At 41.0% G+C, this 23,793-nt stretch carries 18 protein-coding genes and 1 pseudogene; 9 read left to right on the forward strand and 10 right to left on the reverse strand.

Translation table 11 applies throughout. The features are described from left to right. Nucleotides 1–232 precede the first annotated feature (232 nt). Nucleotides 233–1,216, reverse strand: a complete 984-nt coding sequence (locus tag D2A30_09165) for a gfo/Idh/MocA family oxidoreductase (protein ULL21721.1) — start codon at nucleotides 1,214–1,216, stop codon at nucleotides 233–235. 85 nt (nucleotides 1,217–1,301) lie between these two features. Here D2A30_09165 and D2A30_09170 point away from each other — a divergent pair, with 85 nt between their 5' ends. The 3 genes from D2A30_09170 to D2A30_09180 all read left to right on the forward strand — a co-directional run bounded on the left by D2A30_09170 (nucleotide 1,302) and on the right by D2A30_09180 (nucleotide 5,387). Next, a complete protein-coding gene (locus tag D2A30_09170) occupies nucleotides 1,302–2,192 on the forward strand; it encodes a ribonuclease HIII (GenBank protein ULL21722.1) in 891 nt (296 codons plus the stop codon). Nucleotides 2,193–2,205: 13 nt separating this feature from the next. Next, a complete protein-coding gene (lepB, locus tag D2A30_09175; protein ULL21723.1) occupies nucleotides 2,206–2,835 on the forward strand; it encodes a signal peptidase I in 630 nt (209 codons plus the stop codon). A 62-nt stretch (nucleotides 2,836–2,897) separates the two neighbouring features. After that, on the forward strand, nucleotides 2,898–5,387 hold the full coding sequence (locus D2A30_09180) for an ATP-dependent RecD-like DNA helicase (protein ID ULL21724.1): 2,490 nt from the start codon (nucleotides 2,898–2,900) through the stop codon (nucleotides 5,385–5,387). Between the two features lie 154 nt (nucleotides 5,388–5,541). Here the strand turns inward: D2A30_09180 and D2A30_09185 are convergent, their stop codons facing one another. Further along, the gene (locus D2A30_09185) at nucleotides 5,542–6,609 is read right to left on the reverse strand and encodes a DNA polymerase IV (protein ULL21725.1); all 1,068 of its coding nucleotides are present in this window, start codon (nucleotides 6,607–6,609) and stop codon (nucleotides 5,542–5,544) included. A 237-nt stretch (nucleotides 6,610–6,846) separates the two neighbouring features. On the opposite strand from D2A30_09185, the gene pflB reads away from it, so the two are divergent. Continuing rightward, nucleotides 6,847–9,192 carry a formate C-acetyltransferase gene (gene pflB / locus D2A30_09190; GenBank protein ID ULL21726.1) on the forward strand — a complete coding sequence of 782 codons (2,346 nt, stop codon included), beginning with the start codon at nucleotides 6,847–6,849 and terminating at the stop codon, nucleotides 9,190–9,192. Between the two features lie 182 nt (nucleotides 9,193–9,374). On the opposite strand, the gene D2A30_09195 is transcribed toward pflB, so the two are convergent. The 4 genes and pseudogenes from D2A30_09195 to D2A30_09210 all read right to left on the reverse strand — a co-directional run bounded on the left by D2A30_09195 (nucleotide 9,375) and on the right by D2A30_09210 (nucleotide 12,467). Further along, nucleotides 9,375–10,184 carry a LysM peptidoglycan-binding domain-containing protein gene (locus D2A30_09195; protein ID ULL21727.1) on the reverse strand — a complete coding sequence of 270 codons (810 nt, stop codon included), beginning with the start codon at nucleotides 10,182–10,184 and terminating at the stop codon, nucleotides 9,375–9,377. 71 nt (nucleotides 10,185–10,255) lie between these two features. Further along, nucleotides 10,256–10,816, reverse strand: a complete 561-nt coding sequence (locus tag D2A30_09200) for a DUF1697 domain-containing protein (protein ID ULL21728.1) — start codon at nucleotides 10,814–10,816, stop codon at nucleotides 10,256–10,258. After that, a complete protein-coding gene (locus tag D2A30_09205) occupies nucleotides 10,813–11,754 on the reverse strand; it encodes a class A beta-lactamase-related serine hydrolase (GenBank protein ID ULL21729.1) in 942 nt (313 codons plus the stop codon). Before D2A30_09205 ends, D2A30_09200 begins: the two co-directional genes overlap by 4 nt. Then, nucleotides 11,751–12,467 (reverse strand): annotated as a pseudogene (locus tag D2A30_09210) (chemotaxis protein). Before D2A30_09210 ends, D2A30_09205 begins: the two are co-directional and overlap by 4 nt. Nucleotides 12,468–12,677: 210 nt before the next feature. Between D2A30_09210 and D2A30_09215 the strand changes: the two are divergent. The 3 genes from D2A30_09215 (at nucleotide 12,678) to D2A30_09225 (ending at nucleotide 17,859) form a co-directional block, all read left to right on the forward strand. After that, nucleotides 12,678–14,945, forward strand: a complete 2,268-nt coding sequence (locus tag D2A30_09215) for a Xaa-Pro dipeptidyl-peptidase (GenBank protein ULL21730.1) — start codon at nucleotides 12,678–12,680, stop codon at nucleotides 14,943–14,945. A 213-nt stretch (nucleotides 14,946–15,158) separates the two neighbouring features. Further along, nucleotides 15,159–16,464, forward strand: a protein-coding gene (locus tag D2A30_09220; GenBank protein ID ULL21731.1) for an ISL3 family transposase whose coding sequence is annotated in 2 segments (ribosomal slippage) — nucleotides 15,159–16,415 and nucleotides 16,417–16,464 — 1,305 coding nt in all. Because the reading frame shifts where the segments join, the coding sequence is not laid out codon by codon here. Between the two features lie 138 nt (nucleotides 16,465–16,602). Next, nucleotides 16,603–17,859 (forward strand): ISL3 family transposase, encoded by a 1,257-nt coding sequence (locus D2A30_09225; protein ULL21732.1) that lies wholly within the window; start codon nucleotides 16,603–16,605, stop codon nucleotides 17,857–17,859. Between the two features lie 361 nt (nucleotides 17,860–18,220). Here the strand turns inward: D2A30_09225 and D2A30_09230 are convergent, their stop codons facing one another. Both D2A30_09230 and D2A30_09235 read right to left on the reverse strand, forming a co-directional pair. Next, on the reverse strand, nucleotides 18,221–18,562 hold the full coding sequence (locus D2A30_09230) for a hypothetical protein (protein ID ULL21733.1): 342 nt from the start codon (nucleotides 18,560–18,562) through the stop codon (nucleotides 18,221–18,223). 302 nt (nucleotides 18,563–18,864) lie between these two features. Further along, the gene (locus D2A30_09235) at nucleotides 18,865–19,869 is read right to left on the reverse strand and encodes an IS5 family transposase (GenBank protein ID ULL21734.1); all 1,005 of its coding nucleotides are present in this window, start codon (nucleotides 19,867–19,869) and stop codon (nucleotides 18,865–18,867) included. Between the two features lie 274 nt (nucleotides 19,870–20,143). Here D2A30_09235 and D2A30_09240 point away from each other — a divergent pair, with 274 nt between their 5' ends. Continuing rightward, nucleotides 20,144–20,443: a YbaB/EbfC family nucleoid-associated protein gene (locus D2A30_09240; protein ID ULL21735.1), complete on the forward strand. Its 300-nt coding sequence runs from the start codon at nucleotides 20,144–20,146 to the stop codon at nucleotides 20,441–20,443. Between the two features lie 45 nt (nucleotides 20,444–20,488). On the opposite strand, the gene D2A30_09245 is transcribed toward D2A30_09240, so the two are convergent. Beyond that, complete coding sequence (locus D2A30_09245) at nucleotides 20,489–22,249, reverse strand: glycerophosphodiester phosphodiesterase (protein ULL21736.1); 1,761 nt, start codon at nucleotides 22,247–22,249, stop codon at nucleotides 20,489–20,491. 79 nt (nucleotides 22,250–22,328) lie between these two features. On the opposite strand from D2A30_09245, the gene D2A30_09250 reads away from it, so the two are divergent. Next, complete coding sequence (locus tag D2A30_09250) at nucleotides 22,329–22,919, forward strand: N-acetyltransferase (protein ID ULL21737.1); 591 nt, start codon at nucleotides 22,329–22,331, stop codon at nucleotides 22,917–22,919. A 352-nt stretch (nucleotides 22,920–23,271) separates the two neighbouring features. Here the strand turns inward: D2A30_09250 and D2A30_09255 are convergent, their stop codons facing one another. Beyond that, nucleotides 23,272–23,766 carry a DUF536 domain-containing protein gene (locus D2A30_09255; protein ID ULL21738.1) on the reverse strand — a complete coding sequence of 165 codons (495 nt, stop codon included), beginning with the start codon at nucleotides 23,764–23,766 and terminating at the stop codon, nucleotides 23,272–23,274. Nucleotides 23,767–23,793: the final 27 nt, after the last annotated feature.

The following is a 23,793-nucleotide window of genomic DNA, read 5'->3' on the forward strand; positions in this document are numbered from 1 at the left end:
AAAGAAGTAAGAATTCTACAATTCACAAAAACGCATAAAATCATGTTGCCTGTAACATCGATTTTATGCGTTTGATAATATGATTACTACACAAGATTTCTGTGTATTTGTATATTTCTAGATTTCCCTCCCCATTTTCTGAAAAAGTAATACCAGCTAATGGCTTGTCAGAAACTATTTATGAGGCTCCCTGTTTACTGGCCCGACCCGAAATACACATTCGGATTCGTTACTACACCTCTTCAGGGTAAACCAAACCCCATTCTTTACGGAGTTGGGTCATAATGCCCATGACATCTTGGGTGTAGGCTAGGTGCATGGTATTTTCGATGCCTGCGACAGCTTTTTCCATATCCGCCACTTCATAAGAAAGAGCCTTGGCTGTCTCGCCCGCTTCGATTACCTCTTGACTACCGTCTTCAGTATAGGTAATGACTGCTTTCTGACCACGAGGATACTCGTAGAGTTCGATATAGCCTTTGTCGTAGGCAATCGTTCCACGTTTTGGCTGTTTGGCATGGAGGGTCAGGGCGATGGTCGCCATCTCTCCTGCATCATTGCTGAGCAAAATCCCTACCTGCTCGTCCACACCTGTCGGAGCCAATTTGACCTGTGATAGGACTTGATTTGGCTTTTCCGTCATAAACCAACGGACAAATGACAGTGCGTAGACACCAATATCCAAGAGGGCGCCTCCTGCCAAGCTTTTATTGAAAAAGCGATTGGTCATGTCGTATTCCTTGTAGCTGCCAAAGTTCATCTGAATCATCTTCAAATCTCCAAGCTTGCCACTGGCAACAACTTCGCTCAACTGACGATAGATTGGCATGTGGAAAATAGTCATGGCTTCTGCCAGGATAACCTGATTTTCTTCTGCCAGTTGAATGGCTTCTGCTAATTCTTCTGAATTAAGCGTAATAGACTTTTCACAGAGGACATGCTTCCCAGCCTTCAAGGCCTTTCTCAAATAATTGATATGGGTATTGTGAGGCGTAGAAATATAGATAATGTCTACTTCAGGATCCTCAAACACATCATCGATTTCCTGATAAACTTTCTCGATGCCATATTTTTGCGCGAATTCCACACCCTTGTCATAGGTACGGTTAGCCACCGAATAAAGATTTCCTCCCATAGCCTGCAAGGCCTGAACCAATTCGTTGGCAATAACACCTGTTCCCAGAGTCGCCCATTTATACTGCATTTTTTCAGTCATTACACATCCTCTCTTTCTTTTCCCATTATAGTAAATTCTACCTTTTTCTGCACACTCTAACTAGCATTTGTGTTACAATAAGAACATGAATACCGTTGTACTAAAGGCATCTGTCCAGCAAAAACAGGCCATGATGGCTCACTATGACCGCTATCGGCAGGACAGTAAAAATCCCTACATAGAAGCATTTTTCAAATTGACCGGTGCTAGCCTGTCCATCTACACTTCTGGAAAAGTCGTTTTTCAGGGGGAAATGGCAGAGCAGGAAGCAAGGCTCTGGGGCTATGAGCCAGAAAGCTCTGAACAGACAACCAATCCTGGTCAAAACCTGCCCATGATTGGTACAGATGAGGTTGGAAACGGGTCTTATTTTGGAGGTTTGGCAGTCGTTGCTAGTTTTGTCCGCCCAGAAGACCATGCTTTTCTCAAGTCGCTAGGTGTGGATGATTCTAAGAAAATGACAGACCAAAAAATCTGCCAAATCGCTCCTCTCTTAAAAGAGAAAATCCCCCACCAAGCTCTGCTATTGTTACCGAAAAAATACAACGAAGTCATTGAGCAAGGCTATAATGCAGTATCTGTCAAGGTTGCCCTGCACAATCAAGCAATTTTCCTACTCTTGCAAAAGGGAATGAAGCCTGAGAAGATTGTCATTGACGCTTTTACATCCAGTCAAAATTATCAAAAGTACTTGAAGAAGGAAGCCAATCAATTTCCCAACCCCATCACACTAAAAGAAAAGGCTGAGGGTAAGTATCTGGCTGTGGCAGTATCTTCTATCATTGCAAGAAGTATGTTTTTAGAAAATCTTGCCCAGCTTGGTCAACAAGTTGGAATGCAACTGCCGTCTGGAGCGGGCAGTAAATCCGACCAAGTCGCAGCAAGCATCTTAAAACAATATGGCATGGCTGGTCTCAATGAGACTGCCAAACTTCACTTTGCTAATACGCAAAAAGCACAAAAATTATTGAAATAAGGAAAATAAATTCATGGGAATTAAAAAAGGTACCAATCGTTCCCCATTCATGAAATTCATTGCCGAATGGGGATTCTTTATCTTATTTATCGTAGCTGTGTTCGCCAGTCGATACTATATCTGGAATCCAGTTTCAGTTCAGGGGCATTCCATGGACCCGACGCTTCAACACCAAGAAAAATTGATTATGCTGAAAACAACATCAATCGACCGTTTCGATATTGTTGTTGCTAGCGAGACAGACAGTAATGGTGACGAAAAATTAATTGTCAAACGTGTTATCGGCATGCCAGGTGACACCATCCGCTACGAAAACGATGTACTATATATCAATAACGAACAAATAGATGAGTCATATTTAGCAGAATATTTGACAGCTTTTAATGAAGATAAACTTCAAACTATCTATTCTTACAATAAACAATTCCAGGCCGTTGCTCAATCTGCCGAGGCCTTTACACAGGACGCCAATGGTTACGTAGATTTCACTATAACGGTCCCAGAAGGTCAGTACTTCTTGATGGGGGATGATCGTCTCGTTTCACTAGATAGCCGTAGTGTGGGAACATTCTCCCGTGAAAATATCAAAGGTGAAGTCGTCTTTCGGATGTGGCCATTCAACCGAATTGGGACTGTTGATTAATACAAACAAGTTTGGAGCAATCCGTTCCAAACTTCTTTTTCATTATTATTGGACTAAACTCTATGAACGAAGTGTATGTTACCGGTACTATTGACCGGATTATTTTTGAAAATCCTAGTAATTTTTATAAAATCCTTCTCCTTGAAATCGAGGAAACTGACGCAGGATATGACGACTACGAAATAATTGTGACCGGAACGATTGCCGATGTCATTGAAGGAGAAGACTATCGTTTCTATGGCAATCTGGTTACCCATCCCAAGTATGGTCAGCAGCTGCAAATTTCGCGTTACGAACGCAGCAAGCCCACTTCTGCCGGACTTGTCAAATATTTCTCCAGTGACCATTTCAAGGGAATTGGACGCAAAACGGCTGAAAAAATCGTTGAGCTCTATGGCGAAGATACCATTGATAAGATTTTAGCTGAACCTGAAAAACTGACCCAAATCACAGGCCTATCCAGCAAGAACAGGCAGGCATTTGTCGAAAAACTCCGCCTCAATTATGGAACCGAAATGATCTTGGCAAAACTAGCCGAGTATGGCATTCCCAATAAATTGGCCTTTCAAATCCAAGACCAATATAAGGAAAAAACACTCCAAATGATTGAAGAAAATCCCTATCAACTGGTTGAAGACGTCCAAGGGATCGGTTTCACCATTGCCGATAGGATTGCGGAAAAGCGGGGAATTGCCAGTGATTCTCCCCAACGCTTTCGGGCTGGTATGCTCTTTAGTCTCATTCATCGCTCCATGGAAACAGGCGATACCTATGTGGAGGCTAGAGACTTGCTGGAAGCAACCCTTGAACTGCTGGAAAAATCCCGCCATACAGAGCTGGACCCCGCTGCTGTTGCCAAAGAATTGACGGGACTGATTGCAGACGACAAGGTACAGCAAGAAGGCACAAAGATTTTTGACAACAGCCTCTACTTTGCCGAACATGGTATCCATAAAAACCTGACCCGTCTGATGGGAAAAAATGGTTTCAAACCCTTCCCACGCGCAGACGTTGAGGCTGCTATAGCAGAGCTAGAAACTATGTCTTCCCTTACCTACGATGACATTCAAAAAGAAGCCATCGTCCAAGCCATTACCAATCCGCTTTTCATTCTGACAGGCGGACCAGGGACTGGAAAAACAACGGTTATTAACGGTATTATCGCGGTCTACGCTATCTTGCATAAGATTGACCTAACTGGCAACCGAGAAGAATGCCCCGTCCTCCTAGCCGCTCCAACTGGACGAGCAGCCAGACGGATGAATGAATTGACAGGTCTGCCTTCCGCCACCATCCACCGCCACCTCGGTCTGGTAGAAGGACAAGAAGAATCCTACCGTGATGATTATTTGGATACCGACTTTATCATCGTGGATGAGTTTTCTATGGTAGATACTTGGTTGGCAAACCAGCTCTTCCAGAACATTTCCTCCCAAACCCAAGTTCTGATTGTCGGCGATGCGGAGCAATTACCTTCTGTCAGTCCCGGCCAAGTCCTAGCTGACCTCTTAAAAATTGACAAGCTACCCAGCATCACTCTGGAACGCATCTACCGCCAATCCGATGATTCAACTATTGTTACCCTAGCCAGCCAGATTCGCCAAGGGGCCCTGCCGAGCGATTTCCGTGAGAAAAAGGCTGACCGCTCCTATTTTGAAGCTCAAAACGAGCAAATTCCAGCTCTGATTGAACGCATTGTCGGCGCAGCCATCAAGTCAGGCATCCCTGCAAACGAAGTCCAAATCCTCGCTCCCATGTACCGTGGGGCCGCAGGTATTGACCAACTCAACACCATGACCCAGGCCCTGCTCAATCCTCTAAAAGACGGAGAACTTCAGTTCCTCCACAATGAGCAGGCCTTCCGCCAAGGCGACCGGGTCATCCATTTGGTCAACGATGCCGAGGCCAATGTCTTCAATGGTGATTTGGGCTACATTACCGACCTTCTACCTGCCAAGTACACAGACTCCAAGCAGGATGAGATTACCATCAACTTCGATGGTAGCGAGGTCACCTATCCCCGCAATGAGTGGTACAAGATTACCCTGGCCTATGCCATGTCCATCCACAAGTCCCAAGGTAGTGAGTTTCAGGTCGTTATCCTTCCCATCACCCGCACCAGCCACCGCATGCTCCAGCGCAACCTGGTCTACACCGCTATCACCCGCTCCAAGAGCAAGCTCATTCTTCTAGGTGAAATCTCCGCCTTTGACTACGCCGTCAAAAATGCTGGCACCCTTCGCAAAACCTATCTGGTCCCACGTTTCCAAGGGGAAATGGCAAAGCAGGACAGCAAGGAAAGCTTGACTGAAAACAACGAAAGCAAAACAGCCACAGCCAAGCAAAGCCAGCCACCTGCTCAATCGGATAAGTCAAAACAAACAGAGCCAGTAACAGAATTCAGCCAGCAACTGTCCCTTCTTGACCAAGACCAGCCAGAAAAAGCAAGTGCCCAACCTAGAGAATATATTCTAACGGTGGACAACCTACTAACCATTGACCCCATGATTGGCATAGATCAGTCAGATATTGAAGAGATTTTTAAAGTATAAAAACCAGCAAGTCAGTAGATTTGCTGGTTTTACTCTAATATGTTCTTTCAGTTTGCGGTTAGAACTCGCTCCAACTATCTGGGAGACCTTTTGAAGGGAGAGAAATTGATAACAAACTCTTCTGTAATTGAGTCCTTTCTCACTCCCACAGAACTCAAGCCTGAAAGTTTGTGACTGTCACTCCTAACAACCGGATACCTTTTTCAACTTGTCCAATCTCTTCAATCAACTGACGAACCTCTTTTTCAATGATATCTAACTGGTCGGTGTATTCATCAAGACTATGGCGTTTAGTCAGTGTAGAAAAATCACCATAACGCACCTTTAACACAATTGTTCGGCCCTTTTTTTCATTACGCTCCAAGCTACCAGCAACCCGTTGACAAAGACTGGTTAGCTCTTTTAGTACGTCCTCATCTCGATAAAGTAATTTCCGATAGGTTTTTTCCTTACCAATAGACTTGCGCACTCGATCCGCCTTAACAGGTGAATTGGAAATTCCTCTCGCCTTACGATAGAGGTCAAACCCGAAACGACCGAATGTATCAATCAAAACCATCTCTGGTACATCTAACAGATCCTGCCCTGTGTAGACCCCCATATCATGTAGTCGCTTTACAGTTTTCTTGCCAACACCATGAAATTTTTCAATCGGCAAGGATGCCAATATCCCCACAGCCTCTTCTGGTAAAATCAAGGTCAATCCATGTGGTTTTTCCATATCCGAAGCAATCTTTGCCAAAAATTTGTTATAGGAAACACCAGCTGAAGCTGTCAGATGCAACTCATTCCATATGTCGTATTGGATGAGTTTGGCGATTTTAATTGCCGAGCTAAGGCCTAACTTATTTTCCGTCACATCTAGATAGGCCTCATCAATTGACATCGGCTCCACCAAATCAGTATAGCGATGAAAGATTTCTCGAACCTGTCGCCCAACTTCTTGGTATTTTTCATAATGACCAGAGATAAAAATAGCCTGCGGACAACGTTCATAGGCTTCTTTCGAAGACATAGCCGAGTGAATCCCAAAGGCCCGCGCCTCATAATTACAAGTCGACACAACACCTCTACCGCCAGAAATCCTCGGATCAGCTCCAATAACAACAGGCTTTCCTTTCAACTCAGGATTGTCCCTTACCTCAATAGCAGCAAAAAAAGCATCCATGTCTACATGAATAATTTTTCTAGATAAATCATTGATTAAGGGAAATACTAACATGGTTACTCCTTTACAATTTAGATTATACCGCAATCAGCTGCTAATGAAAAGAAAGCTACTCTGAACAGATTATCCAAATGACTCCATTTAAACGTCTTGCACGTACCTATTTCTACATGAAAAAGATTGAAATAATTTTCACAAACTTTCACGATGCTGAACCTTGAAGTAAGTGCTTTCAAATGCTATAATAGTACCATACCGGTGTTAACCGAAATGTTCAAAAGGAGAACCCTCATGTCAACAAAAGTAAAAACAAAAAATGTTGCTGAAGACATTTTCGCCCAAGCCTGGGAAGGCTTCAAAGGTACAGATTGGCAAGATAAAGCAAGTGTAACTCGCTTCGTTCAAGCCAACTACACTCCATATGATGGAGATGAAAGCTTCCTTGCAGGCCCAACTGAGCGTACACTTCATATCAAGAAAATTATTGACGAAACAAAAGCTGGTTACGAAGATACTCGTTTCCCAATGGATATCGACCGTGCGACTTCTATCGCTGATATTCCAGCAGGTTTCATCGATAAAGAAAACGAACTCATCTTTGGTCTCCAAAATGATGAGCTCTTCAAACTTAATTTCATGCCACGTGGTGGTATTCGTATGGCTGAAACAACTTTGATCGAAAACGGCTATACTCCAGACCCACTCCTTCATGAAATCTATACAAAACACGCTACAACTGTAAACGATGGTATCTTCCGTGCTTACACAGCTGACATTCGCCGTGCTCGCCACTCACACCACGTTTCAGGTCTTCCAGATGCTTATTCACGTGGTCGTATCATCGGTATGTATGCTCGTTTGACACTTTACGGTGCAGACTACTTGATGGAAGAAAAAGTAGCTGACTGGAATGCGATTACTGAAATCGATGAAGAGTCAATCCGCCTTCGTGAAGAAATCAACCTTCAGTACCAAGCTTTGCAACAAGTTGTGCGTTTAGGTGACTCATACGGTGTTGATGTTCGCAAACCTGCAATGAACACGAAAGAAGCTATCCAATGGACAAACATTGCTTTCATGGCTGTATGTCGTGTTATCAATGGTGCTGCTACTTCACTTGGTCGTGTGCCAATCGTACTTGACATCTACGCTGAACGTGACTTGGCTCGAGGTACATTTACTGAGGCTGAAATCCAAGAATTTGTTGATGACTTCGTATTGAAACTTCGTACAGTGAAATTTGCTCGTACAAAAGCCTTCGACGAAATCTACTCTGGTGACCCAACATTCTTGACAACATCTATGGCAGGTATGGGTAACGATGGTCGTCACCGTGTTACTAAGATGGACTACCGTTTCTTGAACACTCTTGACAACATCGGTAACTCTCCAGAACCAAACTTGACAGTTCTTTGGTCAGACAAACTTCCATATTCATTCCGTCATTACTGTATGGCAATGAGCCACAAACACTCTTCTATCCAATATGAAGGTGTAACAACAATGGCGAAAGATGGTTATGGTGAAATGTCTTGTATCTCTTGCTGTGTATCTCCACTTGATCCAGAAAGCGAAGACCAACGCCACAACATCCAATACTTTGGTGCTCGCGTAAACGTCCTTAAAGCCCTTCTTTCAAGCTGGAACAACGGTTACGATGATGTTCACAAAGATTACAAAGTATTCGACGGTGTTGAACCAAATACATCTGAAGTATTTGACTACGACCAAGTGGTTAAGAACTTTGAAATCGCCCTTGACTGGTTGACTGATACATATGTTGATGCCATGAATATCATCCACTTCATGACAGATAAATACAACTACGAAGCAGTTCAAATGGCATTCTTGCCAACTCACCTTCGTGCGAACATGGGATTCGGTATCTGTGGTTTCGCAAACACTGTTGACTCATTGTCAGCAATCAAATATGCACAAGTTAAACCAATCCGTGATGAAGATGGATTTATCTACGACTACGAAGTAACTGGTGACTTCCCACGCTATGGTGAAGACGATGACCGTGTAGATGATATTGCGAAATGGCTTATGGAAGCATTCTTCACTCGTTTGAACAAACATAAATTGTACAAGAATGCTGAAGCTACTGTATCTATCTTGACAATCACTTCAAACGTTGCTTACTCTAAACAAACTGGTAACTCTCCAGTTCACCGTGGTGTATTCCTCAATGAAGATGGTTCTGTGAACACTACTAAGGTAGAATTCTTCCCACCAGGTGCTAACCCAACTTCTAAAGCTCGTGGTGGTTGGTTGCAAAACTTGAACACCCTTTCTAAACTCAACTTCAAACATGCCAACGACGGTATCTCATTGACTACTCAAGTTTCTCCAAAAGCGCTTGGTAAAACATTCGATGAGCAAGTAAACAACTTGGTAACAATCCTTGATGGTTACTTTGAACAAGGTGGTCAACACGTTAACTTGAACGTTATGGACTTGAACGACGTTTATGAAAAAATCATGGCTGGTGAAGATGTTATCGTTCGTATCTCTGGATACTGCGTAAACACTAAATACCTCACTAAAGAGCAAAAAACTGAATTGACTCAACGTGTCTTCCACGAAGTTCTTTCAATGGACGACCACGCTGCTAAAGTTTCAGGTCAAGCTTAAATCAAGCAAACACAAAAGGACTTGCACATGCAGGTCCTTTTACTATGTCGAAAACACTTCTGAGTGCTGTGGAAGGATAGTAAATCTTCGGAAGGATGCACCGCAGATTTTCGGAAGGATACAGAACCAGTTCATAAAAAAATCCCCTCTCAAAATGCAATTCGAGAGAGGGGACTGTTCTTCTAATAATTGTAAATATAAGTGATTTCGCCAACAGTATCCGTTGGATAGAACCATCCGCGGAAATTATCCACCCACTGTTGACCATGGTAGTTGGCCTCCAAGACTTGGATTTGTCCTAATTCATTAACAGCGGTGACGTAGGCAACGTGCCCAAGATTACCGTCATTCCAAGAGATAATGGCACCGACTTCCGGTGTCGTTCCAGTTCGGAAACCATCGCGCGCCGCGTTAGCTCCCCAAGAAGCCGCATCGCCCCACCAGTCACCTGCCCAAGGGGCAACTTTCTGTACTCCCCATGTACATTGACCAACAGGGTAGTTAATACCTGGCTCATACTCATAGCCTGGTAGATAATAGCTACTTCCGCTTGTATCAGCTGATTGAGTCCATAGAGTCTGTCTTAACGTCAAAATCTGTCCTGGATGGATTGTTTCTCCAATTGACAGTTGATTTTGAGCTAAAAATTCATTGAGATCCAACGAAAAAGTATCCACTATTCCATAGAAGGAATCACCTTCTTGAACAACATACTCTGAAGATTTGCTTGTACTCACTTGGCTTGTCGATGAAGTCATTTCTTGAAATATTCCTGGAACTTCTAAGGTTTGACCAGGCAAAATCAATCCATTAATATCCATAGTGTTTGCCTCTGCTAGCTGATATGGATCAACCCCATATTGCTCCGCAATAGAGAACATGGAATCCCCTTCCACTACTACATGACTAGCAGCCTCTACACTCGATACAACTGTTAGCGCAACAAGGACTCCTCCTAAAGACAAAATAGATTTGTAGCAAAACTTTTCCATATGACACCTCCTCGTCATTGCTTATATTTTACCAATAATTGCAAAGAGAAAGATGTCAAGAGCGTTACAAATCAGTGACTTTGAGTATTTTTTTTAGTATTCAAATAGTTTGATATTGCTGAAAATGTTTTTGAATTTCGTATGGTTACCTGCTTGTAAAAAGGTGACTTAGCCAACTGCTTGTGGTAGGCCGTTTGTAAATAGCTATCTTCGAAGTAGTTGCCCCAATAGATTGCATAAGCAGAAATAAACACAATTTCGTCGCCTAACATTAAGGATTGAATATAGTCAATCATAGCCTGCTTATCCAAACCTTCGGTGAAAAAGAGAACATCCTTTCTCGCCAATTCTTCTTGCCACCAAGCTGGAAGTTGATCGATTTCTGCTTGATAATCTTGGGCATCTAACAGAGCAAATCGCTCCACAAAGGGGTATCTTTCTGTGAAAAAATTTTGAAAATCGGCAACAATTTCCCCTCTACTCTTGGTTGAATCAAAGAAAAGATTGCCACTATTAATGTAGGTCTCAACATTGTCATAACCTAAATCAGCCACTGCTTGACGCAAATCTGCCATCACTATTTTATTATGTCCACCGACATTGATTCCCCTCAGTAGAAGAACATATCTCATTTCACTTCACCCTCTAAAACCTGCCGAATTAGAGCCATCACTTGGTTTCGATCCAACTTCCACTGGGCCCGCTCATCCTTTTCAAAGGTACGATTCGAGAGAAAAATAGCCGCTTGTTGCAAGGGTCGATTGTACATGATAAAGGTTCCCGTATAGCCTGTATGCGACAGCCAATCCCCCTTTTTATCCCAGGCCAGCGACCGCTTGCGCTTGACATCAAAACCATAGTCCTGGGTCAAATCTACCGCAAAATCCTCTGTCAGGTAATGTTCCAAAAAGATTTCCAAATCCTTAATCGTCGAAAAAAGACCTGCACTTCCCGCGTGGACACCCAATACACGCGCCTTCGGATCATGCACCATACCAGACGGCACACCACGCACTGTCGGCACTGCCTGACTCACTGGGCCAAAGGAGGTTTGGGACATGCCAAAGGGCTCTAGAACGTCTCGTCTGATGAGCTGGTCCAGACTGTCTCCACTTAATTCCTCCAACAAAAAGCCCAATAGAAGAAAATTGAGGTCTGTATAGAGAAAATCCTTATTATCTGTGACCCTGATGTTCAAAATCGCTTCTTTAAGTTGCTCTGCATTTAAATTATCCCGATTGGGAATAAAAGGATCAATACCACTGGTATGAGTGAGCAATTGACGGATAGTTACTTGGCTATTTTGAAAAGCTGGATAGTAAGACTGTAAGGTCCTATCCAACTCCAGAGCTCCGCTATTGACCAAAAAAATCACGAGCGTCCCTACACCCACTACTTTGGAAACGGAGGCTAAATCATAGGTCAAGCCCGGCTGAACTGGCACCTGACCGTCTTGTGTGCCCAGATAGTACTCCTGCCACTGTCCCTTAGAAAAAAGAGCCAGACTGACACCAGGATAGACCCCTTGTTCAATCTGCTCTGAAATCTTGTCTATGATAACTTGTCTCATTTTTCGAACCACAATTCAATGCCACTTGGGTCCACAGTTTGAATGAATGTCTCTTTTTTGTCCTTAAAGAACGGACCCTCTAACTGGCTTTCCAAGTTTGCCCAATCAAAATCTTTCTCAACCGGGAAACGTAAACTATCCAAATCCCATACTTGTTCTGCGGGGGCTAGTAACTCTTCGCCTTCTGCACCAATAAAGCGCAAAAAAGTTTGATTTGGCAAAATAGTTTCATAAAAATCTTGGCTGACGCTTGGCTGCGGAGTATTTATCCAAACTGACTCAACTGTAAAAGCCGTCAAGCCAGAAAAATCACCCTGTCCTTTAAATGGAACTGGTGGAAGAATCGTTTTTAACTCCTCAGCAGATGCTTCCGCATGCAACAGAAATGTATCACCCTCAGGCGAAACAGCTTCAAATCCAAATCCGTTTTTTCCTTGGTAAAGCTTGCTATACTGTGTGCCCGCTGCTAATAGGGCTTCAATTTCTTCAGCCTTGTCTACTTTTATGATGATTTTATTTAACTTTTTAGTCCCATTTACTGTACGGGTCCTCATGCTTGGCGACTCAACAAGCACAAGCTTTGTCTCCACACCAGCATGTCCGCTAAACTCTGCGAATGCCCCCTCCTCAAGGATGGTTTTCATCCCTAAGTCTCTCTCTAAAAATTCTTGATTTAATTTTCTATTATTGATCCGTACAACCGGAACAATTGCTGCTTTTGTATTTAACACTCTATCTCGTTTCTCCTCCTACTGTACCTTATTATTTTATAGAATTTTATCCATTTTTACAACTGATTTAATGTCGATTCTTACACTTTCTCAGTAAATTTATTTGCTTAAATTCACTTCCCCTTAGACAAAGCAAGGGGCATCAGATATAATGTCTATTATAGACTATTATCAAAAAAAAGAGGAGAATTTATGCGCTTTAACCAATATTCTTTTATTAAAAAAGAGGATTCCATCTACCTCCAAGAACTTGCCAGTCTCGGTTTCCACCTAAATCCAAATGCCAGTAACAAGGAAAATTTGGAAACATTTGTGAGAAAATGCCATTTCCTGTCAGCAAACACCGACTTTGCCCTGTCTAATATGATTGCGGACTGGGAAACGGATTTACTAACTTTTTTCCGCTCTGAGCGCGAGCTTACAGACCAAATTTTCTATCATGTAGTTCTCCAATTGCTTGGATTTGTTCCAAATTTTGATTACACAGATATTGACGACTTTGTAAAGAAAACCAATTTCCCAATTGTATACAGCGATATTATCGAAAATATCTACCATCTGCTCAATACTCGTACCAAGTCTGGTAATACCTTGATAGATCAACTTGTCAGCGATGATCTGATTCCTGAAGATAACCAGTACCACTTCTTCAATGGTAAATCCCTAGCAACTTTTTCAACCAAACAGCTCATCCGTGAGGTGGTTTATGTTGAAGCGCCTGTAGATACAGCTGACAGTGGGCAAACTGATTTGGTCAAGGTGTCCATTCTCCGTCCACACTTTAATGGACAAATTCCTGCGGTCATTACCAACAGTCCTTATCATCAAGGTGTCAACGAGATAGCTAGCAACAAAGCCCTGCATAAGATGGAGGGCGAGTTAACTGAGAAACCAGCTGGCACTATTTCGGTCGTATCAAGCACAATCAACAAACTGAAATTGGACAATCGGGATCTCCCAAGCAGCCCCGCAACTGAAAAATTAGGCCATATTGGCTCTTATTCCCTAAACGAATACTTCCTTAGTCGCGGATTTGCCAGCATTCATGTTTCCGGTGTCGGTACGCTAGGATCTACGGGCTATATGACCTCTGGAGACTACCAACAGGTAGAAGGGTATAAGGCAGTTATCGACTGGCTAAACGGCCGTAATAAGGCCTATACAGACCATACACGTTCACTTCAAGTCACAGCTGATTGGGCAAATGGCAAGGTAGCAACAACTGGTCTCTCTTACTTGGGTACAATGTCTAACGCCCTAGCAACAACTGGTGTAGGGGGGTTGGAAGTCGTCATCGCAGAAGCAGGAATTTCCTCTTGGTATGACTACTACCGGGAAAACGGGCTCGTTACCAGTCCAGGAGGCTATCCTGGAGAAGATTTAGATAGCTTAACTGCTTTAACCTATTCTAAGAGCCTACAAGCAGGTGACTTCCTTCGTAACAAAGAAGCCTACGAAAGAGGACTGGCAGCTGAGCGCGTCGGACTTGAGCGTTCAAATGGCGACTACAACCAATACTGGCACGATCGTAACTATCTTCTCCACGCGGACAAGGTTAACTGTGAAGTTGTCTTTACCCATGGATCACAAGATTGGAATGTGAAACCAATTCATGTGTGGAACATGTTCCATGCTCTACCTGGCCATATCAAGAAACATCTCTTCTTCCATAACGGCGCCCATGTCTATATGAATAATTGGCAGTCAATGGATTTCCGTGAATCCATGAATGCTCTACTTAGCCAAAAATTACTCGGATATGACAATGACTACCAGCTTCCTACTGTCATTTGGCAAGATAACAGCTCAGCTCAAACATGGACTGACTTAGAAACGTTTGGAGGACAGACAGAATCTCAATTCCCATTGGGACAAGATCAAGCGCAAATACAAAATCATTACGACGAAGAAACCTTTGAAAAGTATTGCAAATCTTATCCTACATTCCACCAAGATCTCATTGGAGACAAAGCCAACCAAGTAACCCTCGACTTCGAATTGGATCAAGATATCCATCTAAATGGGAGAGCCATCCTTCAACTACAGGTCAAATCAAGTGTCAGTAAAGGATTGCTTTCAGCCCAACTCTTGGATTTTGGCACTGCCAAACGTCTCAGCCCAATTCCAGGAATGGTGTCTCGAAACAGCTTGGATAACGGTCGGTATTACGCCCAAGAAAACCTAACTGAGCTTCCATTTACAGAAACGCCTCATCGCCTGATTACCAAAGGATTCATCAATCTTCAAAATCGTACTGATTTATTGACTGTAGAAGCCGTTATGCCAAATCAATGGATGACGCTTCGATGGGAACTGCAACCAACTATTTACAAACTTAAAAAAGGTGATAAACTCCGTTTAGTCCTTTATACAACTGATTTTGAGTGCACTATACGTGATAACTCCGAATGGCAAATCAGCCTTGATTTAAGCCAATCTCAATTAATCTTACCGCATTAATAAAATATTTCCATTCCGTTTTATTTAAAATGGAATACCCAAAACAAAACGCATAAAATCATGTTCATTATGATTCTATGCGTTTTTTCGGCTCTATAATTTCTGTAGTGGGTAAAACTACCATGGAAATTATGGAGCCTTTTTGAGTATATACAAAAAGTCCCATATGACCTATAATGAAAAGCGACTAAACTCACATTAGAAAGGGTTCATATGGAACAACTAAATCTTATCACAAATTTTCTCAGAATTAAAGACAAAAATATCACTATCACTGATGAATATGATATGGGAACTCACTTAGAACTCCACGGTCACTTGGATTACGCAGCCCCTAAATGCCCAAAATGCAAGGGACAAATGGCTAAGTACGACTATCAGAAAGCCTCTAAGATCCCCTACCTAGAAACTGCTGGCTATCCCTTACTTATCCGCCTTAGAAAACGTCGGTTCAAGTGTAAAAAATGTGGGAAAATGGCGGTCGCTGAAACTCCTCTTGTCAAGAAGAACCACCAAATCTCTGTCGCTGTTAACCAGAAGATTGCTCAATTACTCATCGAAAATCAAGCAATGCAACATATTGCACACAGACTATCTATCTCAACATCATCAGTTATGAGAAAGCTCAATGAGTTCAAGTTTGAAACGGATTGGAATAACTTACCCGAGGTGATGAGCTGGGACGAGTATGCCTTCAAGAAGGGAAAGATGAGCTTTATCGCTCAAGATTTCAATTTCCTAAATGTCATAACCATTCTGGACGGAAGAACTCAAGCAACCATCCGAAACCACTTTCTACGCTATCCTAGAAAGGTTAGAAATCGGGTCAAAGTCATTACCATGGATATGTTTAGTCCCTATTATCAACTTGCTAAACAGCTTTTTCCGAATGCAAAAATCGTACTCGACCGCTTTCATATTGTTCAACACCTTAGTCGTGCTATGAACCGTGTCCGTATTCAAATTATGAATCAGTTCAACAGAAAATCGCACGAATACCGAGCCTTGAAACGTTACTGGAAATTGATACAACAAGATAGCCGTAAACTCAGCGATAAACGATTTTATCGCCCTATGTTTCGAATGCATTTGACTAACAAGGAAATACTCGAAAAACTCCTGTCTTTCTCCGAGGAACAACGACAACACTATGAACTCTATCAGCTTCTCTTATTTCATTTCCAAGAGAAGAACTCAGACCATTTCTTTGACCTCATCGAACAGGAAATAGCCACTGTTAATCCTATTTTCCAGACGGTATTTAAGACATTTCTAAAGGATAAAGACAAGGTTGTAAACGCCATGGAATTGCCTTATTCCAACGCCAAACTGGAAGCTACCAATAATCTCATCAAAGTCATTAAGAGAAATGCCTTTGGTTTCAGGAACTTTGAAAACTTTAAAAAACGGATTTTGATTGCTTTGAACAGTGAAAAGGGCTGGGGAGAGCCCTTTTCAGCTTATCTCCTAAAAACAAGAAAGAGATAAAGAAAGAGAGAACGAAGTTCGTTCTCTCTAGATGTTAGCTTTTCAGGCTCTATAATTTCTGTAGTGGGTAAATCCACTGTAGAAATTATGGAGCCTTTTTGAGTATATACAAAAAGTCCCATATGACCTATAATGAAAAGCGACTAAACTCACATTAGAAAGGGTTCATATGGAACAACTAAATCTTATCACAAATTTTCTCAGAATTAAAGACAAAAATATCACTATCACTGATGAATATGATATGGGAACTCACTTAGAACTCCACGGTCACTTGGATTACGCAGCCCCTAAATGCCCAAAATGCAAGGGACAAATGGCTAAGTACGACTATCAGAAAGCCTCTAAGATCCCCTACCTAGAAACTGCTGGCTATCCCTTACTTATCCGTCTTCGAAAGCGTCGTTTCAAGTGTAAAGATTGCGGAAAAATGGCGGTCGCTGAAACTCCTCTTGTCAAGAAGAACCACCAAATCTCTGTCGCTGTTAACCAGAAGATTGCTCAATTACTCATCGAAAATCAAGCAATGCAACATATTGCACACAGACTATCTATCTCAACATCATCAGTTATGAGAAAGCTCAATGAGTTCAAGTTTGAAATGGATTGGAATAACTTACCCGAGGTGATGAGCTGGGACGAGTATGCCTTCAAGAAGGGAAAGATGAGCTTTATCGCTCAAGATTTCAATTTCCTAAATGTCATAACCATTCTGGACGGAAGAACTCAAGCAACCATCCGAAACCACTTTCTACGCTATCCTAGAAAGGTTAGAAATCGGGTCAAAGTCATTACCATGGATATGTTTAGTCCCTATTATCAACTTGCTAAACAGCTTTTTCCGAATGCAAAAATCGTACTCGACCGCTTTCATATTGTTCAACACCTTAGTCGTGCTATGAACCGTGTCCGTATTCAAATTATGAATCAGTTCAACAGAAAATCGCACGAATACCGAGCCTTGAAACGTTACTGGAAATTGATACAACAAGATAGCCGTAAACTCAGCGATAAACGATTTTATCGCCCTATGTTTCGAATGCATTTGACTAACAAGGAAATACTCGAAAAACTCCTGTCTTTCTCCGAGGAACTACGACAACACTATGAACTCTATCAGCTTCTCTTATTTCATTTCCAAGAGAAGAACTCAGACCATTTCTTTGACCTCATCGAACAGGAAATAGCCACTGTTAATCCTATTTTCCAGACGGTATTTAAGACATTTCTAAAGGATAAAGACAAGGTTTTGAATGCTCTAGAATTGCCTTATTCCAACGCCAAACTGGAAGCTACCAATAATCTCATCAAAGTCATTAAGAGAAATGCCTTTGGTTTCAGGAACTTTGAAAACTTTAAAAAACGGATTTTGATTGCTTTGAACATAAAGAAAGAGAGAACGAAGTTCGTTCTCTCTAGATGTTAGCTTTTCATCTACCCACTACAGTTGACAAAGAGCCGCTTTTCATCTACCCACTACAGTTGACAAAGAGCCGTTTTTTCAATGTAAATTGCTTCTACCAATTCAAATAGACGAGTCAAAACGAGTCGCACTACTATACAACTCGAATGAATGTTCTACTTTTCTTTTCAAAGCGTCGCGATTTGGGAACAGTCAATGGGACGATAGGTTGTGACATAAAAAATCCTCCAGTTTGTTTTTTATAACAGTATACTGGTGGAATGAGTGATTGGATAGATACCTTGTTATTGGGCGCTTACTTTTCCTACAAAATATACTGCGGTGCCAACTGCAGCTGCTCCAGCTCTTTTGTTTGTCCGCATCCTTAACTAAGTCGCTTTATCTTTGTTGGTAAACCATCGTATAACCAATAGTATAGAATGATATTCAGTACAAGGATACTCACAGCTTTTTCAACATCAATCGTTCCAAGTTCTTTGTTAAAATAAAAAAGAATATAGATGGAACTTGACAGAATATTCAGCGGAGCAGAGGACTCTATTCTTTTTTGAAATAGAAAAAAGTAACCAAAAATCTTTGATTTCATTCCAAGACTATTTCGAAACAGCAATAAGCCGAAAACTAAAATTAGAAATCCATAATAATATTTTATATTGAAGAGAAGCGTTAAAAAGATAATAGCTATTGTATACAGTAACCCTATCATCTAAACAACTCCAATACACCCAGAGCATAGCCAAATGCAAGTGTAATCAAAACAATGACTATTTTTTGAAAAATACTTAATTTTTTAAATTCTGTCCAATATTCTTCTATCATCCAATATTCTCCTATCTTTTTTATTTCATTTTACCAATCGGACATTCAAAAGTCAATATTTTTAAGGGCACCTCTAATAACACCAGTAGAACATCTAGAGCGTCAAATTTATCTTTCATCTACAGTTTATTTCTTGTAAATTTTTGTTTGTGAGTCTTACTCAAGGCTATTTCCCAATTTTTGGGCGCACTAAGCCCATGATTTTAACCCTAGTCGTTTAATCTGTTCAAATCGAAAGATGTTATAGAGGAGGTTGGTTAAGGTCACATTTGTCTTTGCCCTATCCATTCCAATCCCTCTAAAGGCACTTCCCTTCATGCTATTTTCAATAAAACCAAAAACATGCTCAACTCGACAACGGACTTTAGCAATATGACGGTTAATGTTCTTGTCAGTATCGGTCAATGGTTTATTTCGGAAAGCACAACGGACGGTATGGTGTTGGCAGTTGTCAGGAACACTTTTCCCCACATAGGCACTATCATCAAATACAGGTTCGTTGGCATCACAAAGAGAAGCTAGAACATTGGAGTCATGTATACTAGCTGTTGTGACGCCATAATCTTTGATTAGCTTTGATTTTCTATCAACACAGACGTGATTTTTATAGCCAAAGTAACGAACACCCCCTTTTTGAGTCCAGCTCCCATCGACATCTTTTTGGTATCGCTTGGCTTTGTTCCAACCTTCTACAGTTTCATGCGCTCTGATTTTCTCATTTTCCTCACGAGAATTGCGCTGCTTAGGACATTCCACAAATGAAGCATCAACTATTTGACCTGTGTGGGCAATCAAACCTTCGTCCGAGAGTTGAGTATAGAACAAGTCGAATAATTCCTTTTCGCGACCTGATTGAGTCAAGCGATCTCGATAAAGCCAGATAGTTTTTGAATCTGGGACATTATCTTCGTGGCAACCAACGAAACGACGAAAGGATAAGCGATCAAGCAATTGATATTCCATAGCATCGTCAGACAAGTTATGTAACCGTTGAAGTAAAAGGACTTTGAACATCATGAGGTAATCAAGGTGAGGACGACCTCCACGACCAATAACTTTATTCTTGCGAGAAAACAATTCTGATAACAAGGGGAGAAAGAGTTGCCAATCCATGACAGTGTCTAGACGTTCCAATGGATTACCTTTTTCAGTGAGTTTTGACAAGATTTTTTCATCATCAGTAAATAAATGCATCGTGTTTAACCTCGTTTATCGAGTTTTATACTTGTATTTCTATTATCTCATTTTATAGGTTTTTTGATGAGTTTTTAGAGGTGCCCATATGTTTGATTGATAAATCTGATTAACTCATTCTTCATTTTGAGTTATTATTTAATCATGATATAATATTAATCATACAAGAAATCTCCTCTACAATTGATTACTTCTGAAAAAGTGGTCAAAATAGGTTGAATTTTCAAAATAAAAGGGTCTAAACCCTTGATACGAAAGGAAGCTTAAAAATCTTATGATGAATATGCAAAATATGATGCGCCAAGCTCAAAAACTTCAAAAGCAAATGGAGAAGAGTCAAGCTGAACTAGCTGCTACTCAATTTACAGGTAGTTCTGTACAGGACTTAGTTACTGCAACCTTTACTGGGGATAAAAAATTAGTATCAATCGATTTTAAGTCTGAAGTTGTTGATGCTGACGATATTGAGACATTGCAAGAAATGACAGTCCAGGCTATCAATGATGCTCTGACAAAAGTTGATGAGGCAACTCAGAAAAAACTTGGTGCATTTGCAGGTAAATTACCATTTTAAAACATAAAAAGACGCGCGTGGCAATTGCCCTTTCGCGTCTTTTTGTTATTCAAAATTATAGAGTAAGCGCTGAAATTCAAGGAAAAATAGATCAGGATAGCGATGATTCTCTTCCAATTCACTCATCAAACTTTTTAGACCTGTTAAATTATCAGTAATAATACCATCTACTTGCAACAAGAGCATCTTGGTCATACTCTCTTCATCGTTTGGTGTCCAAGCATAAAGAGATTTCCCTCGGATCCAAGACTTAGTCATAAAATTCTGGTCAAGCGAAGTATATTCTATTGTATATCCATCAGCCACAGTGGTTGGATAAATGGAATTGAACGGAAGAATGAAGAAAGAAACCAGTTGTTCATTATATTGTTTGCTTTCAATAATCGTACGATAGTCTAACGAATGCATCTGATGACCTTTAGCAATTAGACGTTGACCATATTTTTTCAGAAAATTTCGTGTAAGATTTGGTGAATCTGCATCTGTTACTTTAATTTCTACTAATAATTTCTGACCAAGCTCATCAGCTTTTTCTAGATACTCATCAAAAGAAGGAACAGGACCTGTCATCCCGTTTTCTGATGCAGTCATCGCCGTCAACTCTGCTAGAGTATAGTCATGTGTCCCTCCGGTATTGCCCGTCAAAGCCATTAAATCTGCATCATGCATGACAATAAATTGGCCATCTTTGGTCTCCTGAACATCCATCTCAATATAGTCCGGCTTGAGTTGAGAGGTCTTTTCCAGAGCCTCAATCGAATTCTGAACAGCATTGCCATTGTCAACACCTCGATGGGAAATAGTAACTGGCAAGGTGTCAAATGGGTAATAAAGGAGCAATGCCCCTTGGACACCAAAAACAAGACTAGATACCAGCAAAATAGCCAATCGAAGACGATGACGGAGACGCTTGCGACGGTATATTGGTAACTTCTTTCCGGTTAATAGACTGATAAAACCTATCATAAAGAGAGCAATGACTCCGTAATAGGTTAACCTTAATACTATATAGCAAACAACAGCTAACCAATATGAAAGACTTGGAGCATAATCTTCTACTAACAGCTGTATAGAATAGAGCAACAATGCAACTCCCGTAAAAAAGATAACCGGAAAAGTGACCAAGCCAACTAAACGCACAAGGTAATTGACTTGTTTGATTCCCTTTGTATGCTTCCAAGAAAATGCAATAGATTCTTTCACACTCCTATGTTCAAAATAGATTTTCGGTAGTGCGAACATGAGTCGGGAGGCAAGCCAAAAGAAAAGGAGGAGGGAAACTAAAATCAAGACCCCTATCCAGACTGTGTTGGATAGGTAATCAAGGACAAACTGTGGCACAACGATTTTATTAAAATAATAAATATTTAATATTCGACGTAGAAAGGGTAAAAGGAGAACTGAATAAAAAAGGAGGAAGATAATTTTTGGTAAGCTACTATGACGGATAATTGCGACCATACTATCTCTAACATCTCTCAAGTAATCCGATAAGTGCTTGACTTTTTCATCTAACAATTGCCAAACCCCAGTAAAAAGAAGAGCTAACTCCAGATAGGCAATCCCAATATTGGCGAAAAATAAGAGAATAAACAAGCCAGAAACAAAAAGATTCTCAGAAAATACCGATAAAAGATTCGTCGGTGAAAGATAAGCATGACCTGTTAGGGCTAATAGCCTTTCTGAGACCCACGAATTAAGTGGTATCCACACAAACTCCATAAATGCGAACAGAGTAAAAAAGAGTAATAGAATCTTGTCTAAGTTGTAATAGATTTTTTGAAATTCACGATATATCTTTTTCATGGTACTAGTGTCCCATATTCTTTCAGGAATTGCAAGCCATCATTAAACATGAAAAAATAGAAAAATAAAGGAGAAATAGATGACTACCCAACCGACCATTGCAGTATTGGAAGAAGAGCATTTATATTCAATTTGGAAAAATGGATATAGCCAAATCCAACCTGAGTGGAAAAAATGGGATGGACCTGATTTTGAAGATTATCAGATGTATCCTGATTTTGAAGCATTTCGAATGAGTAAACTTTACAATTTCTTCTGTAATGATACTGTTTGGGGCATATTTGTAGATCGAGAACCGATAGGAATTGTTACCCGACATTGGGAAGATGAAAAAACTCGATGGCTCGAAATCGGGATTGTTATCTATCAGCAAAAGTATTGGAATGGGGGCTGCGGGACAAGAGCTCTCAAACTCTGGATGGATCATATTTTTCAAACTAATACTGAATTAGAACATATCGGACTAACTACTTGGTCTGACAACCACCGTATGATGCGAGCAGCTGAAAAAATCGGTATGATAAAAGAAGCGCAGATCCGCAAAGTGCGATACTGGAAGGGACATTATTACGACTCTGTCAAATATGGAATAATAAGAGAGGAATGGGAAGCAGATAAAATAGTTCCCATTCCAGATTCTTTACCCCTAACGAACGATTACAAAAATTAAGTCACATTGCGCTTACGATATAAGACAAAAAAAGATTGGTACCTACCAATCTTTTTAATGCAATCATTCACTCCCACATTCTCATACTCTTCGAGAATCAAAATTATCAGTTGTCAAGAGCCTGGATGAGTGAAGAGCTCCAGTGGACCTCGATTCGCTTCCTTTTTTTCAGGCTCATGATAAAAAGGTCCACTGGACCTTGATTCGCTTCCTTATTTTAAGGCTCATGATAAAAAGGTCCACTGGACCTTGATTCGCTTCCTTATTTTCAGGCTCATGATAAAAAGGTCCACTGGACCTTGATTCGCTTCCTTATTTTCAGGCTCATGATAAAAAGGTCCACTGGACCTTTTTATTTTCCAAACAAGCGTGCAAAGAAACCTTTGGTTTGCACTTCTTGTGACTGCGCTTTGACTTCATCTAACTCCAGCTTGAGGACTTCCTTATCAGCCATTGCTTTGAGAGTCAACTGTTGCTGTTGATCCAGTTGTTTGTCCTTCTCTGCAATCTGCACATCCTTAACTTTGAGTTGCTCATCTTTTTCTGCAAGTTGCTTATCTTTGGCTTTTAATTGACTATAAAGACGAATAATCTCCGCATTTTTTTCGTCAACCAAGATTTCCATCAATTCGCGCTGCTTCACTTCTTCGCTAATTGGTTCATCTTCAAAAATGGTTGTTTTGTAGATTTCTTCCAACTTAATCAAGCCAGCACGATTTACAACAGTCACACCCTTGTCATTTTTCTCTACGAATTCTTCTGGAAGTGATTTAACACGATTATTCATTGCCTGGCGGCTCACTCCCAAAATTTCAGCTAATTCACTGACTGTTTTTTCGATTCCCATAATTTCCTCGGTACTTACATTTCTCAT

This window comes from Streptococcus suis (assembly GCA_022354845.1).
In the GTDB taxonomy this organism is placed as follows: Bacteria; Bacillota; Bacilli; order Lactobacillales; family Streptococcaceae; genus Streptococcus; species Streptococcus suis_AA.

Excerpts from the sequence above, each read along its gene's own strand:
- D2A30_09165 (ULL21721.1), bottom strand. The coding sequence starts at position 1,216 with ATGACTGAAAAAATGCAGTATAAATGGGCGACTCTGGGAACAGGTGTT.
- D2A30_09170 (ULL21722.1), top strand. The coding sequence starts at position 1,302 with ATGAATACCGTTGTACTAAAGGCATCTGTCCAGCAAAAACAGGCCATG.
- lepB (ULL21723.1), top strand. The coding sequence starts at position 2,206 with ATGGGAATTAAAAAAGGTACCAATCGTTCCCCATTCATGAAATTCATT.
- D2A30_09180 (ULL21724.1), top strand. The coding sequence starts at position 2,898 with ATGAACGAAGTGTATGTTACCGGTACTATTGACCGGATTATTTTTGAA.
- D2A30_09185 (ULL21725.1), bottom strand. The coding sequence starts at position 6,609 with ATGTTAGTATTTCCCTTAATCAATGATTTATCTAGAAAAATTATTCAT.
- pflB (ULL21726.1), top strand. The coding sequence starts at position 6,847 with ATGTCAACAAAAGTAAAAACAAAAAATGTTGCTGAAGACATTTTCGCC.
- D2A30_09195 (ULL21727.1), bottom strand. The coding sequence starts at position 10,184 with ATGGAAAAGTTTTGCTACAAATCTATTTTGTCTTTAGGAGGAGTCCTT.
- D2A30_09200 (ULL21728.1), bottom strand. The coding sequence starts at position 10,816 with ATGAGATATGTTCTTCTACTGAGGGGAATCAATGTCGGTGGACATAAT.
- D2A30_09205 (ULL21729.1), bottom strand. The coding sequence starts at position 11,754 with ATGAGACAAGTTATCATAGACAAGATTTCAGAGCAGATTGAACAAGGG.
- D2A30_09215 (ULL21730.1), top strand. The coding sequence starts at position 12,678 with ATGCGCTTTAACCAATATTCTTTTATTAAAAAAGAGGATTCCATCTAC.
- D2A30_09225 (ULL21732.1), top strand. The coding sequence starts at position 16,603 with ATGGAACAACTAAATCTTATCACAAATTTTCTCAGAATTAAAGACAAA.
- D2A30_09230 (ULL21733.1), bottom strand. The coding sequence starts at position 18,562 with ATGATAGGGTTACTGTATACAATAGCTATTATCTTTTTAACGCTTCTC.
- D2A30_09235 (ULL21734.1), bottom strand. The coding sequence starts at position 19,869 with ATGCATTTATTTACTGATGATGAAAAAATCTTGTCAAAACTCACTGAA.
- D2A30_09240 (ULL21735.1), top strand. The coding sequence starts at position 20,144 with ATGATGAATATGCAAAATATGATGCGCCAAGCTCAAAAACTTCAAAAG.
- D2A30_09245 (ULL21736.1), bottom strand. The coding sequence starts at position 22,249 with ATGAAAAAGATATATCGTGAATTTCAAAAAATCTATTACAACTTAGAC.
- D2A30_09250 (ULL21737.1), top strand. The coding sequence starts at position 22,329 with ATGACTACCCAACCGACCATTGCAGTATTGGAAGAAGAGCATTTATAT.
- D2A30_09255 (ULL21738.1), bottom strand. The coding sequence starts at position 23,766 with ATGGGAATCGAAAAAACAGTCAGTGAATTAGCTGAAATTTTGGGAGTG.